We start from the raw sequence: 16480 nt of genomic DNA on the forward strand, positions 1-16480 counted from the left end.
ACGGGTGGGGCCCTCCTCATCCCGGAGGAGTCGATAAGGCTGGACGTGATGCAACTCAGCGCCTTGGTCCGCGACTGGCAGGCGTCGCATTGGCTCAGCGTGCCCTCTTTTTATCGCGTTATCCTTGATGAGGGGATGGCAGATCTCCGCTCGCTTGAGACCGTCATCATGGCCGGGGAGGCGTGCCCCGGAGAACTCGTAACATGTCATCGCCAAGCGCTTCCCGCGACCGGCCTTTTTAATGAGTACGGTCCGACCGAGGCGACGGTATGGAGCAGCGTCCATCGGTATTCTCGCGCGAGGGAGGGCGAGTCCCTGCCGATCGGCAGGCCGATCGCGAATACCCGGATGTTTCTGCTCGATGCGCAGTTCTGTCCGGTGCCAATGGGCGTCGTCGGCGAGATTTGCATCGCGGGAGGCGGGGTCGCTCAAGGCTATCACGCACGACCGGCGCTGAGCGCGGAGAAATTTGTCCCCGATCCTTTCAGCTCCGGCGCGGGGGAGCGCCTGTTCAGAACAGGCGACATGGCCCGCTACGCCCCCGATGGTGTCATTGAGTTTGTCGGCAGGCGCGACCAGCAGGTAAAGGTGAGGGGACATCGCATCGAGTTGGGGGAGATCGAAACTGCGTTGCGGAAGCATCCGCTGGTCCGCGACGCCGTCGTCGTGCCAGCGAACAAGCGCGGACGCACGCGTCTTGCGGCGTTCGTTGTTGACAGGCAGCCAGTCGGCGCCGGCGAGCTGAAGGAGTTTCTCCGTCACAAGCTGCCCGACTTCATGATTCCGGCATCGTTCGTGGTCCTGCGCGAACTTCCGCGCAACGCCCACGGAAAAGTCGATCGGGCGCGGCTGCCTGACCCCGACACGGATCTTGACCCGAAGGTCTCGGATTTTCTCAAGAGGCTTGAGCAGTTGCCCGAGGCGGATGCGAGGGCTATGCTTTCGAAGGTCCGCTCGTCCGGGTTAGCCGCGGCCGTACAGGCGCCGAAATGACGCCGCGGCAGCTTTCGAACGGCTCGCGCCGCGACGTGACGGGATTGCCGACGCATCGTTTTTGTTATTCGAATGGACGATCATGAGTGAGTTCTTGAAGCGGCTGGAGCAACTTTCTCCGGAGAAGCAAGAGTTGATGAAGCTTTTTCTCCACGAGGAAGGGCTGCAGGCACCGCGGGAAAACCATGTGGCCCCCCGTACCCATGTTGAAGAGACGCTCGCAGGCATCTGGAGCGAGGTTCTCGGCGTCAACGAAGTGGGTATTCATGACAATTTTTTTGCGCTGGGTGGGGATTCCATTCACAGCATTCAGGTCATTGCAAGGGCCAATCGTGCAGGCCTCGGGGTCAGCTCTACGCTGCTTTTCCAGCATCCAACAATCGCTGAGTTGGCGGCAGCAACCAAGGAAGCCGGTCAAAACCCGGTGGCGACAGCGGCTATGCACCGGCTTTCGCCTCCGCCGAACGCCAGCTCCTCGGCAATAACGCCCCATGAGTTTCCGGAAGCTGATCTCAGTCCCGACGATCTGGCGAGGATCATCAGAAAGCTGGCATGAGGCGCTGAGGATGCGGCGGGAAAGCGTCGAGGATATCTATACGCTGTCACCGATGCAGCTGGGCATGCTGTTCGACATGCTCGCCGCCGGCGATGCCGGCATGTATTTGGGGCAGTCCCTCTACCTTGTGCAGGGCGCACTCGACATCCCGCGCTTTCAAAAAACGTGGCAAAGTGTTTTGGATCGGCACGCGGCCTTGCGGACGGCCTTCTTGTGGGAGGAACTCGACAAGCCGGTCCAGGTGGTCAGCCGAAGCGTTGAGCTGCCGTTCGTGGTCATCGACTGGCGTGACATGCCTGCCGAGGTTCAGCAGCTCCGGCTGGCAGCGCTTCTCGATGCCGACCGAGCGAAGAGTTTCGACCTTTCGAAGCCTCCTTTGATGCGCTTGACACTGATCCGAACAGGCGCGGATGCCTGTCAACTATTGTGGACCAGCAGCCACCTGATCATAGATGGCTGGAGTGAATACATTGTGCTTCGAGACGTGTTTGCGCGATGCGCATCAGACGAAAACTGCGACGGGAAGCCGGAAGCGACCTACCGCGACTACATCGCTTGGCTGAAGCGCAGGGATCGCTCGGCGGCCGAACGCTTCTGGCGGGAGATGCTGGCGGGATTCCGGCAGCCAGCGACGCTCACGAACCGGGAGAGCCCGGCTCTTTCGCCGCCAAAGGGACAGCCGAAATCGCAGGAGCGTGTTGAGGTTCCCCCGGCAGCGGCCTCCAGGCTGAACTCGCTGGCGCGGCAGCATCAGTTGACCCTCAATACGATCGTTCAGGGCGCCTGGGCGCTGCTCGTAAGTCACTCCGCCAACACGCGGGACGTCGTCTTCGGTTGCGTTTTCTCCGGGCGGCCGCCCGAACTCAGGGATGTCGAATCCATTGTCGGGCTTTTCGTGAACACCCTGCCTATCCGAATTCCAATCAGGCCGCAGGATTCGTTGGTTCCATGGCTACACTCGATCCAGCGGCTCCTGGCGAATATTCGAGAGTTCGAAAACACGCCGTTGACGGAAATTCGCAGGTTCAGCGAGGTGCCGTATGGAACCTCCCTGTTCGAGAGCGTCGTCGCGTTCATGAAGCCGTGGTCGGTCTCGAACCGGCACCCCGGGGCCCCGGGGATACAGGCTCAGGACTACATGACGAATTCGAGCTTCCCGCTGGTGGTGAAGGTGGTGCCTGGATCGGGACTTGGGCTCGAATTCTACTACGATCCGGATCTGTTCCAGACGTCTCAGGTGCGGAAAATGCTCGTTCGGTTCCGGGCCGTGCTCGAGCAAATGGCCGCCGGCTTCGATGCACCGCTGCAAAGCTATCTCGACCGCCTCGGCCGTGAGGACGAGGAATCGAGCGAAGCCGAGGCCGAGGAGCGGCGAAACATCACGCTCAGCCGATTCCGCCGAGCGAGACCCAAGCCCTTAACGACGTCCAATGCAGAGTTGATCGAAACCGGATTTCTTGACAGCGGCGAAACCCGGCTACCGGTGATCCGGCCGGCCGTCTACGGACTCAATTTGAACGGATGGGCCAATCACAACAGGAACAGCCTCGAACAGCAATTGCTGACCTTTGGCGGCGTGCTGCTGCGGGGATTTCCCGTCAATGACGTGGACTGTCTGGAGCAGTTTGTCCAGTCCGTCTCGGATGAACTGCTGGAGTATCGCTTTCGCGCTTCGCCCCGCACTCAGATGGGCAACCGTATCTACAGCTCGACGGACTATCCCGCCGAGGAGAGTATTTTTCCTCACCACGAGCATGCGTTCTGCCCGACCTTTCCCTTGCGCATCTACTTTTGCTGCCTGACCGCCGCTCGACAAGGTGGTGAAACACCGATCGGCAATGCGCGGGCCATTTTCCGCCATCTGAACCCCGGCATCCGGAAACGCTTTTCGGAACGGCGGGTCATGTATGTGCGCAATTACGGGGATGGCTTCGGTCTGCCGTGGAGCGAAGTGTTCGGCACGTCCGATCGAGGCAGAGTGGAAGACTATTGCAGAGGCGAGGGGATCACCTGCGAATGGAAGGACGGCAACCGCCTTCGCACGCGATATGTGGGGCAGGCCTTGTCGTTGCACCCCAAAACCGGCGAGCAATTGTGGTTCAATCACGCCACATTCTTTCATGTAACGACACTTCCGAAGATCATCCGAGAAAAGCTGCTGGCGGAATTTCGGGAGGAAGATCTGCCCAATAACACGTATTACGGCGATGGATCGCCAATCGAAGCGGATGTGCTCGAAGAACTGCGAAGCCTCTATGAACGCGATTCACTGATCTTCCCATGGCAAAAGGGAGATATTCTGCTGTTGGACAATATGTTGTCGGTGCATGGCCGAAGGCCTTATGTCGGCCCGCGAAAGGTCGTGGTCGGAATGGCCGAACCGGTCGCGCAGCGACGCTAAATTTCAGGTGGATCCGACACATGTGCGGCATCGTTGCGATCTTTTCGGGCCGCGAGAGAATTTCCCGGCCCGCGTTGGAAATGGCAACGGCGAGACTTCGCCACCGTGGGCCCGACGAGTCCGGATATTGGCTTGCCGAGCACGGGCGCGTGGGCCTTGGCCACAACAGGCTCAGCATCATCGATCTCGAAACCGGGGGGCAGCCGATCGGTAGCGAAGACGGTACGGTTCAGGCAATTGTCAACGGCGAGTTCTACGGTTACGAGAGCATCAGAGGGAAACTCGAGAAAAAGGGGCATCGGTTTCGCACGCGCTCCGACAGCGAAATCCTGCCGCATCTCTACGAGGATCATGGTTCCGACTGCGTAAAGTATTTGCGGGGCGAGTTTGCGTTTGTGCTGTGGGACGAACGGAACCAGCTTGTTTTCGCCGCCCGCGATCGGTTTGGCGTCAAGCCGCTTTTCTACGCCAGCTTAGCGGGCACGGTATATCTGGCGTCCGAGGCGAAAGCGCTCTTTGCCGCCGGTGTTCCGGCGCACTGGGACTACGAGCAATACTATCAGCACCTGTTTTTGTGCCTGAACCAGGACCGCACTTTGTTTGACGGCGTCCGCCAGGTTGCGCCAGGCCACACTCTGTTGGCGAGCGTGGAGCGGATCACGACGGCGAAGTATTGGGACCTCGACTACGCCCCAACCGGGGAACGCGCGGTACGCCGCTCCGATGCGTATTATGTCGACGCTGTAAGGTCGGAGCTTGAGGAGGCCGTCCGGGTCCGCATGCGGTCGGACGTGCCGGTAAGCTGCTTCCTGAGCGGAGGCGTGGACTCCTCAAGTGTGCTCGGTATCGCCGCCGCCTGTTGCAGAAGTCCCCTGCAGGCGTTTGCGGCGTCCTTCAGCGATAGCGAGTACAACGAAGGAGAGATCGCGCGGCAAACCGCGGCTCATGCCAAGGCCGCCTTCAACGACGTGGCCATCGGTGAGAAGCAGATGGCCGATCAACTGGCTGGCGCGGTGTGGCACAGCGAGATGCTGGGCATCAATGCCCACGGCGTCGGGCGGTATCTTCTCAGCCGCGCGGTGCATCAGGCGGGCTACAAGGTCGTGCTTGCCGGCGACGGCTCCGACGAAATATTCGGCGGCTACACCGTCACTCGGCAGGATGCGCTGAGGTATGGATGCGGACCGCCGCCGGCCGGCGGCGGGATGGACACCTCGCTGATCCCCGAACCCGCCAGAACAGCGCTGGCGGCGGTCTCTCGGCGGCTCGGCTTTGTTCCCTCGTGGATCGAGAAGCTGTTGTTGAACAGATCGATCTTTCACGCGCTGCTTTCGCCTGACTTTGCGGAGCGGTTCTCCGGTCAAGACATCTATAGCCGCTTCGTCGGCCAGTTCGACCTGCCCGGGCAGCTCCAGGGACGCGAATGCGTGGTTCAGTCGCTCTATTTGTGGATCAAGTCAATTCTGGCGAATTACAGCCTGGCCTGCGATCGCCTCGAGATGGCGCACGCCGTCGAGGTGCGTCTGCCGTTCCTGGACCACCTTCTGTTCTCGGTGGTCCGGGATATCCCCGTTGAGCTTCTCGTTCGCGGAGGCGCCGGCAAGCATGTGCTGCGCGAGGCGATGCAGCCATATCTCACCGGGAGCGTCTACGGCTCGCCGAAGCACTCCTTCATCGCGCCGCCATCGACGCGGTCGGCCGATAGTGGATTATACGCGCTCATCCAGGATACGTTGCGGGGATCGCTGATGGATGCAGTGCCTTTTTTCGATCGGTCCATCGTGGTATCAATGCTCGATGGCTTGGCGCAGATGAAGAAAGATACCCAGCTCAAGCTGGATGCGCCGCTGTTTATGATGTTGTGTACCTGCCTTCTTCACACTCAATACCGCCTGTGAAGGACTTGCAACTGGTCGCAGGGTCTTCGTGGCTATGACGACAACATTTTCGAGACGATGGTTTCCGCCAGGGCGGCTCAGGGCCGGATGATCCGAATAACGCAGGGATAGCTGATCGCCGCCGAGACCAGGAGGTTCTGATGTCCGGGAACGATCTACAGGGAGGGACATTGCCGGGAGAATGCCGGACCTTCGGGTTGTCGGCTCAACAGCAGCGTCTTTGGCGGATACAGGCTGGATCGAGCGCATATCAGTCCTGGCTTATCATGCGAATGGCGGGGAGCGTCCGGTTCGAAATCTTGAAGCAGGCCATTGTGCGGGCAATTGACCGGCACGAGGCGCTACGCACAACGTTCAGCTGCCCGCCCGGCGCGGACGAGGCACTTCAGATCGTCGGTCGATCCGCGCCCCCGTTCATCAAGGAAATCGACCTTCGGGCCGCTGCCGCCGCCTACGGGCATTCGGACCCTGAGCGCATTCTCCTGTCCGAGGCGGGGGCAGAGTACGACCTCACCAATGGCCCGCTATTCCGCGCGACGATTGGTGTGCTGGGGGAGGGGCGTTCAGCTCTGCTGCTATCGTTGCCGGCTCTTCTGGGCGATGGACATGCGTTGCGAAGCCTGGCGCGCGAGATCAGCCATGACTATGCGGCTTGCGCATCGGGAGTTGCACTTCGAAGCGAACCGGCCGAAGCGCTTGTGCAGCCCGGCGCATTCTACGAGTGGCAGCAGGATATCCTGGGGCAGATCGGCGGTCGCGACGGGATCGCGTACTGGCGCAAGCGATTCGACACGGTCGATCCGGCGCTGCAATTGCCGTTCGAACGGCAAATTGCGAACGGCTCAGGCTTTCGTATTGACAATGTTGTCCTGGATCTCGATCCCGTCTTTGCCGCAGAGATATCGGAAGCAGTTGCGCGGTATGGCGTTGGCCTCCAGGCCTGTCTATTGGCGTGCTGGATGCTTCTGGTGGGACGTTTGGCAGCGCGAACGCGGCTGACTGTCGGGGTCGCTTTCGATGGGCGTGTGAGTGAAGAACTGAAGGAGATTGTCGGACTTCTTGCTCGCTATCTGCCCGTCTGCGGCGATCTGGACGAGCGGCTTTCGTTCGGTGAATTGCTGGGCGCGACGCAGGCGGCTCTGCACGGTGCTTCGCAATGGCAGGAATATGGCGTCTGGCCGGATGCATCCGCGGGCAGTGCCCGGCGCCAAACTCAGGAATATTTTCCGATTCTTTTCGACTTTGAGAACGCTGCCCGCGAATGGCACGCGGCGAACATATCCTTCGCGATCCAGCAGGAGCACAGTTGCTACGATCGCTTCGCGATCAGGCTTCGTTGCAGCAGCGCCGGTGGCGCGCTGACGGCAACGATCGACTATGACGCCGGTCGGTTCGACCGTGAGTCCATCCGGCACATGGCTTTCTCCTACGTCGCGCTTCTTGGCAGCGCGATTCGGGATATATCCTCGACCATCTCAGAATTCAGTTTACCGGATGCCGTTCAGCGGCACTCTCTTCTGACCGAACTCAACGACACCCGGGCCGTGATTCCGGACATTGAGAATGTTTGCGAGTGGATCGAAGCGCAGGTCACACAGTCTCCCGACCGTATTGCGCTGGTTTGCGGGGATCAGCAACTGACGTATGCGGCCCTGGACGCCAAGGCATCTCGGATCGCCGCGCACTTGACGCATTCGGGGGTGACCTTGGAGACGCGGGTTGGCGTTTTCATCGACCAGACTCTGGAAGCCGTCGTCGGGTTGTGGGCGATCCTGAAGTCGGGAGGCACCTATGTGCCGATCGATCCGTCCTATCCCGGCAAGCGGATAAATTACGTGCTGGAGGATGCCCGGGTCCACGTTCTGCTGACGCGCCGCGCGCTGGTATCGAAGCTTCCCGCCGGCACTTCTGTCATTTGCGTCGAGGATATCGACGGCAGCCGGCGCGCCTTCCAGATGGCAAGGCGCCGGATCACGCCGGAGAACGCGGCTTACGTGATCTATACCTCCGGCTCGACCGGGCAGCCGAAGGGAGCGGTCGTAAGTCACCGAAACCTCGTCCAGAGCACGTTTGCCCGTTTTGAGTATTATCGTCAGCCCGTCACCAGGTTTCTGATGGTGTCCTCGCTGGCGTTCGACAGCTCATGCGCCGGCCTGTTCTGGGCGTTGTGCGGTGGCGGATCGCTGATATTTCCCGAGGCGGGACGAGAGAACGATCCGGCGCACCTCTGCGGCCTGGTTGCGAAGCAGCGTGCTACGCATATGCTCTGTGTCCCGTTCCTCTACAGGTACTTTCTGTCCTGCGCCTGCGAGCACGACGCGCTCAGCCTCCAGACGGCGATCGTGGCAGGCGACGCATTTCGCGAAGATCTCGTGGCGCTTCATCGGCAGACGCTTCCCAAGACCTCGCTGCACAACGAGTATGGCGTGACCGAGGCCAGCGTCTGGAGCACGGTCAGTCGCGACCTTGGAAAAGCCGCGTCGGGACAGCGGCTGAGTGCGGGGGGGCCGGTCGCCAATACCAGACTATATCTGCTGGACCCGCAGCTCTGTCCCGTTGCCAAGTGCAGCGAGGGCGAACTATACCTCGGCGGTGACGGCGTCTGTCGTGGATACCTCGATCGCCCCAGCCTGACGGCCGAAATGTTTCTACCCGACTCGTTTGGCGGCGAGGTGGGTGCAAGAATGTATCGCACGCGCGACATGGCCCGCTATTTGCCCTCGGGCGAAGTCGAGCTACTGGGGCGTGGTGACGAACAGGTCAAACTGCGTGGATACCGGATCGAGTTGAAAGAAATCGAGTCCGAGCTTGCGCGGCATCCGGACGTCTCGGATGCCGTGGTGCTGGTCCAAGAGGCCGAGCGGCGCGCCGCGCATCTCGTTGCCTATGTGTGCCCGGTGGCGGGGACCGCACTGCTTGCCGAGCAAATACGCGGCTTCCTGTTCGACCGATTGCCGCACTACATGGTCCCCGCCTCGGTCATTGTTCTCCTGCAGCTGCCGCGAACGGCGCATGGCAAGGTGGACCGCGACGCTCTTCGTCGCGGTGACAGTGGGCTCCCGCAGGAACAGGCACCGTCGGCGCGTCCCCGGAATGCCCAGGAGGAAAAACTGGTGCGGATCTGGTCGGATGTGTTGGGACTTTCTTGCGTTGGTGTGCACGACCATTTCATCGAGTGCGGCGGCGATTCGATCCTGAGCATTCAGGTGGTTTCGCGGGCCCGACGCGAAGGCTTGCAACTAATGCCGGGCCAGATATTCGAGCATCCGACGATCGCGGAACTGGCGAGTGTGGTGGAGACGGTTCCGGTGCCCTGCGTGGAGCAGGGGGCGATAACCGGCAGCGTCCCCTTAACTCCGATCCAGCACTGGTTTTTCAAGCAGACACCCGCCAATCCAAACCATTTCAACCAGGCCATCATGTTGGGGATGAGGAGATCCGTTGGCCTTCCGCTGCTGCAACAGGCCCTCGACGCGCTTGTCGTCCACCACGATGCGCTGCGCCTCCGCTTCATAAGGACGTCCCCGGGGTGGCAGCAGGACAATGCGGGGCCGCAGCTGACGGTGCCGCTCAGCTCGATCGATGTATCCGGGCATGCCGGTGAAGCGTGTTTTGAGGCCATCATGGCCAGCGCCAGCAAGCTTCAGGCCGGTCTGGAGCTGAGCCAGCCGCCGCTCGTTCGGGCGCTGGCTGTCACTCTGAACCGGCGTGGGGAGCAGCTCCTGCTTCTGATCAGTCACCATCTGCAGGTCGACGGAGTATCGTGGCGGATCCTCGTCGAGGATCTCGAAACCTGTCTTGACTGCCTGCTGCAGGGCAGGGCCATCGACCTTCCGCCCAAGACGACCTCCTACAAGGCGTGGGCGGAGAGACTGTGCGCCTTTGGACGCACCGGGCTGGATCAGCGCGAGACGGCCCATTGGTCCTCCCTCGCAGAACGGCGTCCGGCCCGGCTCAGGCTGGATTTTCCCGGCGGCACGAATCTGGAAGCAACGGGTCTCGCCGTCGCGGGGGGCCTGTCCCAGGATGAAACTACGGCGCTGTTCGCGAATCTACGTGACGTATCGATCAATGAGGCGCTGCTCACGGCCCTGGTGCTCGCGTTTTCCGGATGGATGGCGACATCATCTCTATTCATTGACATGGAAGGCCATGGACGCGAACAGCTTTTCGACGACATCGACGTTTCACGGACCGTCGGGTGGTTTTCGACAATTTTTCCGGTGCAGCTCGACCTCGCGATGAGCGAGGCTCCCTCGGAACAAATGAGGTCGATCAAGCGGCAGCTCGCGGAAATTCCTGGACGGGGGATCGGCCATGGGATCCTTCGATACCTGTGCGACGGGCCGGCCGCCGCGATGGCGCGAGCGATTCCGCCGGCGGAGGTTAGTTTCAACTATCTCGGTCGCCTGGACCACGCCCGGCCGGCTTCGGCCTTGCTTTATCTTGCGCGGCAGACGGTGGGCCCGACCAGGGATCCCAACAACGAGCGCCGTCACCTCATCGATGTGACCGCGCAGGTGGTTGGAGGACAGCTCCAGTTCGTGTTTACCTATGGTGCGGCTCAATTCCGCGCTTCGACGATCCAGTGCCTTGCGGACAGTTTTGCGGATTCATTACGTTCGTTGCTTCATTCTGCCCGACGGGAAACGGAAAGGCCGCCGGCGCCTGCCGAATTTCCGCTTGTTGAAGCGACGCAGGAGCAACTCGATCGGCTTTTTGCCAAACTCGGTGTCAACTTGCAGAACTAGCGATGTCGGCTGCCAGCATCATTGAAGACGTCTATCCCTTGTCTCACATGCAGTCAGGGATGCTGTTTCATTATCGGTATGCACCGGCATCGGAAGCCTATTTCGAACAGGTTTCATGTTCGGTCCGAGGCGAGCTCGATGTCGCGCTTTTCGAGCGTGTCTGGCGCCATGTCCTCTCTCGCCACGCCGTCCTGAGGTCAGTCTTTGACTGGGAGGAACTCGAGCTCCCGGTGCAGGTCGTCCTTCGGACGGTTGCTCTGCCGCTGCAGCGGCATGACTTCAGATATTTGGATCCAGAGGCGCAGCGCGCGGCAGTTGAGAATCTCCTGACCGAGGATCGCAAGCGGAGGTTCGACCTCGCCAAGCCGCCCCTGATGCGCTTGATGCTCATTCGACTGGCCGAGGACGCGCATCGATTCGTCTGGAGCCACCATCACATTCTGCTGGACGGATGGTCGGTTGCGCTGGTCGCGAATGAGGCGTTTGCCATCTATGAGTCCTACCGGTGCGGGCTGGATATCCGCGTAGAGGATGCGCGGCCTTACAAGGACTACATTGCTTGGCTGGGCTCGATCGATCAGGCACGCGAAGAGCACTATTGGCGCCGCACGCTATCGGGAATCACGCCACACAATTACGAAGACCGGCCTGGTACCGCCCCCGATGCGCTGCAGGAGGCGCATGAGGAGTTCACACTCTGCCTGAGCGAGGACGAGACGTCCGCTCTGAACATGTTCGCGCGCCGCCAGCGAATAACCCTGAATACGCTGCTGCAGGGGGCCTGGAGCCTGGTGCTGGGCCGCTACGATGGTACCGAAAGCACGGTCCTTGGGGTTACCGTCTCGGGACGTCCCGCGGAGCTGCCGCAGATCGATGCCATGGTTGGGATGTTCATGAACACCCTGCCTCTGAAGGTCGACATGCCTGCGGATGCGCCGCTGCTGCCATGGCTGCGGGATTTGCACCGTCTGCAGCGCGAGATCGAGGCGCATGCCCATGTATCGCTTGCGGACATTCAAAAATGGTGTGGCGCTTCTGCCTTTCAACCCCTGTTCCAGCGTTTGCTGGTGTTCGAGAATTATCCGCTGAGCATCGCGAGCCGGCGTATGGGCGGCGGAGCGGCGGCGCTGATGGTCGACGACGTCAGCTCATTTGAGCGCACGTCATATCCGCTGACCCTGATGGTCGTTCCGAAATCGGAGATGTCCCTGACGTTTGTCTACGACACGCGTCGGCACGGGCCTGATTCGATGCAAAGAATGGCCGGGCATTTGCGCACAGTCTTGCGGGCTATGACCGAGCGCCCCGGCCAGCGGCTCGGCGAAATCTCGCTGCTGACCGAAGTGGAGCGGCACCAGACCGTCGTGGAATGGAACGACACCGAGTGGGCCTTTCCGCCGGGCGGGCTGGTACACCTGTTCATCGGGCAACAGGTCGCGCGGACGCCAGACAGTATCGCGGTGGTGTTTTCCGACCAACATCTGACTTTTGCAGAACTGAACCGGCGAGCCGATGCGCTGGCCCGGCGCCTGTCGGCGAGCGGGGTCGGGCCTGAGGTGATCGTCGGTGTTTTTCTGGAACGCTCGCTCGAACTGGCGGTCGCTTTGCTTGGAATCCTCAAGGCCGGGGGCGCCTATCTTCCGCTGGAGCCCACGCACCCTCCGCACTATCTGACACAGATGCTGGAGGATAGCCGTCCGCTTCTCATCCTCTCCACGGCTGGACTGGCGGAAACAGTGCCCCCGGGCTGTGAAAGAATCATGCTGGTAGAGTCAGAAGACGATGCCAAGTCTGAACCACCGAGCGATCCCTCTGCCGCAACGCTCGACGAAAATAATCTCGTCTACGTCATCTATACGTCCGGGTCTACCGGAAGGCCAAAGGGAGTCATGATCGCGCATCGGGGTATCTGCGATCGGCTGCGGTGTATGCAGGAGGCTTATCATTTGAGCGCTCACGATCGGGTGCTCCAGAAGACTCCGCTCCACTTCGATGCGTCCGTCTGGGAGCTGTTCTGGCCGCTGATGACGGGGGCATGCATGGTACTTGCCGAGCCCGCCGGCCATCTTGATGGCAAATACCTGTCGATGTCGATCGCTCAGGAGCAGATCACGGTGCTGCACTTTGTGCCGTCACTGCTGCAGCGGTTTTTCGAACATGATGTGACATCTTGCAGGGCGCTTCGGCACGTGATGGTAAGCGGGGAGGCACTTTCGGCCGAACTCGCGCAGCGCTTTCTCGAGCGGCTGGGCGCCAGATTGCACAACCGTTATGGGCCGACCGAGACTTCGGTGGATGTGACTTCCTGGGAATGCGGTCGAAATCCGAACCACTTAAGGATACTTCTGGGCCGGCCAATCCACAATACCGAGATCCACATTGTGGATCAGACGCGCAATCCGCTTCCGGTTGGGGTAGCCGGACAGCTGGTGATCGGTGGAGTAGGCCTTGCGCGCGGCTATTTGAATCGCCCGGATTTGACCGCTGAAAGATTTGTTCCAGATCTGCTGGGAAAACGGCCGGGTGCGCGCAGCTATCTCACCGGCGATCAAGCGCGAATACTGGCAGATGGACTTGTCGACTATATCGGCCGCCTCGACCAGCAGATCAAACTGCATGGCGTCCGGATTGAGTTGGGTGGGATCGAAGCGGTGCTGTCGCGGCACCCGGCCGTGCGCGAATCCATCGCGGTCTTGGAGAAAGATCGCTCCGGCGAGCGTCGGATTATAGCATATTTCGTGTGTCACAAGCAGGCAGATCGCCCGGCTGAAGACGATTTGCGCCGTTGGGTTTATCGGCACTTGCCGCGGTCGGCGGTGCCCGCGGCATTTTTCGCGCTGGACGAATTACCGCTTCTGGCGAACGGAAAGGCGGACCGGGCCGCGCTGTCAATGCTCCGGCCGCCACCGGCAAGCGGTGGTGGAACGCAGCAACAGTACAGTCAGGTGTCGGAGCTGCTCGCCGGCATCTGGTCTCGCATGCTCAACGTTGAGCATGTGCATCTCCAGGACGACTTCTTCGCGCTCGGAGGACATTCCATCCTTGCCATGCAGATGGTCTCCCGCGTGCGCGAACTCTTCCACGTCGACGTTCAGCTTCGCGATGTGTTTGAGGCGTCCGTGCTGACGCAGCTTGCGCGACGGATCGAGACGGCGCTAAGAATTGGAGTCCCGGGCCGGGGATCTGCCGTCGAAAGAATCGCCCGCGGCGAATTCCTGCCGCTTTCCTTCGCGCAAGAGCGTCTATGGTTCCTCGATCAGCTCAACCCGGGCGATCCCGCCTTCCATATCGTTTCGGCTGTTCGCTTCAGGGGACATCTCGACACGGCCGTGCTCGAACGAAGCCTGAACGAGATCGTCCGCAGGCACGAGATATTGCGTAGCGCTTTTCCGCTTCGAAACGAGAAGCCGGTCCAGAAAATTCTGCCTCACTGGGTGGCGCCGGTTCCGATCATGGATCTCACGGCAGTACATGGCGATGAGAGGCAGCTCGCGCTGCGGCGTGTGATCTGCGAAGAGTTCAAGCGGCCGTTTTCGCTGGTGGAGGGACCGCTGTTGCGGGCGCAGCTCGTAAAGCTTGATTGCGACCAGCATGTCGGCCTGTTCGTCGTGCATCACATCGTCTTCGATGGCTGGTCGGTCGCAATCTTCAATCGGGAGTTGGGAGAAATTTACCGGGCATTCTGCTTGAACTCGACCTCGCCGCTCGTGGACCTGGAGCTGCAATACGCCGACATCGCTCATCAACAGCGCCAGACCATGTGCGGGGAAGTTCTTGCATCGCTGGTCGGTTACTGGAAGGGCAAGCTTGCCGGCGCGATTCCGGTCGCGGACATTCCGACCGACTTTCAACGTCCGGCGAGCCCGTCATCTTTGGGAGCGAGCTGTCGGTTTCAGGTGCCGGCAGACAGTGTCGCGGCGCTGAGGAGGAACTACCGCAACGAAGGCGTAACGCTGTTCATGATCCTGCTGGGGGCCTTCAAGGTGCTGCTTCGTCACCTCACGGCAACAGACAAAATTGCCGTCGGGACCGACGTGGCCACGCGTGGCGACGCGGCCTCGGAAGGCGTCATCGGATGCTTCCTCAACCAAATTGTACTGTTCACGGAGATCGCCGGCGGCAGCACATTCCGACAATTGCTCCGGCAGATTCGTGTCACGACCCTGGACGCGCTGGCGCACCAGGATCTGCCTTTCGAGAAGTTGGTGGAGACCCTCAATCCCCCTCGGGAGCTGGCATATTCCCCGCTATTCCAGGTCAAGATCGTGCTTGTCAATGTCCCGCAATGGATTCTGAAGCTTCCCGGTTTGGAGCTCTCTCCGCTGTACGTAGAAAGCGAGGTTTCCGAATTCGACATGATGCTGGTCCTGGAGGAAGCGGATGGCAACGTCAACGGCACCATGAAGTACAAGACAGAACTATTCGGTGATCATACGATCGCCCGTATGGTGGAGATGTATGTTGCCTGCCTCAAGCAGGTCGCCGAGCACCCTGAGTCGAGCCTCGCCTCGCTCCAGGGCCTGCTTGCCGCGATCGATATGGACACCAAGCGGATAACGCGCCTGGAACGTGAGCGGCAAAACAGGAAGAGCCTGATGCGCAGGCTGCGTTCGCCCGGACCATAGGCGGCTTGAGCCCGGGAGTTGCCTCATTGACCGACCCCGGAACAACGGGGAGTCTTTCATTGCTGGATGTCGTCGCCGAGGAGCGCAGCTTGCACGCCCTGGCGGTCGGGCTTTCCATGCCCTCTTCGCGCCGAGGCACGCAAACGCGATAATCAGCGATTCCGGAAATCAAAGCGGGATCAGTGGCCCGCCCCAAAGCCGGCGCGGGCTTCATGTCAACCGGCAGCCGACCGGCGTAATTGCTGCGGCGCAATAGCCGGACGCATGGTCATGCGCTCGCGCAATGCATGCAGATCGCCGGCGCAGGCCGCGATCTCCTGCTCAAGGCGTTGCGCCAGGACGCCGTCGAGAAAGGCTGCGATCAGCGCCGGCGTCAGCTTGGCGCGGGTGTGGCCGTCGCGGCTCCTGCGACGGTCCAGTCGAATGGCGGCGGCGGCGCCGCGTGCTTGCGCAGGGTCGCAGCCCATCAATGCGGCGAGTTCGTCATAGGTCATCCAAATCTGTGGCACGCAACGCTCTCCGTTGGTTTGCGCCGATAGTTTGCCGCCCGGCCCTGACTTTTCCTTTAACGCAGCTGATCATTTGCGCCATGGAGCGACCGCAAACGCTGTGTTTGTGTCATCGTGGCGATGGCCCGGCATGTTATCCGGCTGTTGCCGAAGTCACAACGTCCGGAGCGGCTGCATGGAGCGGCGGCGCTGGTCCGGCAACGCCGCGGGCGGGAAGCAGCACCCAGCGGACGGTGACCCCGATCAGGTATCCGACCTGCAATCCGACGGTGAGCAGAATCCCGGTCAGCACGGTTGAACTCAACGGCGCCTGATGAAGGAAGTTGAAGGCCGCGATGGCGGTGATGCCGGTCGTAGCGATCGGAACCAGGCAGAAAACCTTGTAGCGGGTGCCGAGCAGCGCGCCGCCGATAATACTGGGAACCAATATCATGAACTCAGATCCTTAGCTGGTCAGGATTCACGATAAGTCTTGACAAGAAGTTAAGGGATCATGGCGGGCGCTACACAAGTCGACCAATATATGTTCATCGGTGAATGTGCTTGCGGACGCCGCGCGAGAGCGCGCCGTCCCGGTTGAGCGTTGGGGTCGTTCGCGGGTAAATCGGGACCGTTCTCTGGCCGGATTTCGACCACGACACGTTATCGGTTTTTGGATAAAAGGCGGCCAACATCCGGGCTACGTGGCTGCGATCAAGTTTGAAACACCCGCTAAACAGGTGAACAAGACGAAAAATCAAAACGAAA

At 60.8% G+C, this 16480-nt stretch carries 9 protein-coding genes; 6 read left to right on the forward strand and 3 right to left on the reverse strand.

Going from position 1 to position 16480, the window contains the following annotated elements; all coding sequences use genetic code 11:
• The 6 genes from ABSG20_RS12400 to ABSG20_RS12425 all read left to right on the forward strand — a co-directional run.
• The coding region (locus ABSG20_RS12400; RefSeq protein ID WP_423864793.1) for an amino acid adenylation domain-containing protein at positions 1-993 on the forward strand (993 nt) is incomplete at its 5' end.
• Between the two features lie 82 nt (positions 994-1075).
• A complete protein-coding gene (locus ABSG20_RS12405; RefSeq protein WP_423864794.1) occupies positions 1076-1549 on the forward strand; it encodes a phosphopantetheine-binding protein in 474 nt (157 codons plus the stop codon).
• A 10-nt stretch (positions 1550-1559) separates the two neighbouring features.
• Complete coding sequence (locus tag ABSG20_RS12410) at positions 1560-3950, forward strand: condensation domain-containing protein (RefSeq protein WP_423864795.1); 2391 nt, start codon at positions 1560-1562, stop codon at positions 3948-3950.
• 20 nt (positions 3951-3970) lie between these two features.
• Positions 3971-5848: an asparagine synthase (glutamine-hydrolyzing) gene (gene asnB / locus ABSG20_RS12415; protein ID WP_423864796.1), complete on the forward strand. Its 1878-nt coding sequence runs from the start codon at positions 3971-3973 to the stop codon at positions 5846-5848.
• A 140-nt stretch (positions 5849-5988) separates the two neighbouring features.
• Positions 5989-10599, forward strand: a complete 4611-nt coding sequence (locus ABSG20_RS12420; RefSeq protein WP_423864797.1) for an amino acid adenylation domain-containing protein — start codon at positions 5989-5991, stop codon at positions 10597-10599.
• Between the two features lie 2 nt (positions 10600-10601).
• On the forward strand, positions 10602-15224 hold the full coding sequence (locus ABSG20_RS12425) for an amino acid adenylation domain-containing protein (protein WP_423864798.1): 4623 nt from the start codon (positions 10602-10604) through the stop codon (positions 15222-15224).
• A gap of 215 nt (positions 15225-15439) precedes the next feature.
• Here ABSG20_RS12425 and ABSG20_RS12430 read toward each other — a convergent pair whose 3' ends face one another.
• From ABSG20_RS12430 to ABSG20_RS12440, 3 genes are all read right to left on the reverse strand, one after another.
• Positions 15440-15733 (reverse strand): hypothetical protein, encoded by a 294-nt coding sequence (locus ABSG20_RS12430; RefSeq protein ID WP_423864799.1) that lies wholly within the window; start codon positions 15731-15733, stop codon positions 15440-15442.
• 133 nt (positions 15734-15866) lie between these two features.
• Positions 15867-16166, reverse strand: coding sequence for a hypothetical protein (locus ABSG20_RS12435; protein WP_423864800.1), 300 nt, complete (start codon positions 16164-16166; stop codon positions 15867-15869).
• A gap of 94 nt (positions 16167-16260) precedes the next feature.
• Positions 16261-16480, reverse strand: a 220-nt coding sequence (locus tag ABSG20_RS12440) for a hypothetical protein (protein WP_423864801.1), incomplete at its 5' end; no start/stop codon positions are given.

The organism is Bradyrhizobium sp. (assembly GCF_049512235.1).
GTDB lineage: Bacteria > Pseudomonadota > Alphaproteobacteria > Rhizobiales > Xanthobacteraceae > Bradyrhizobium.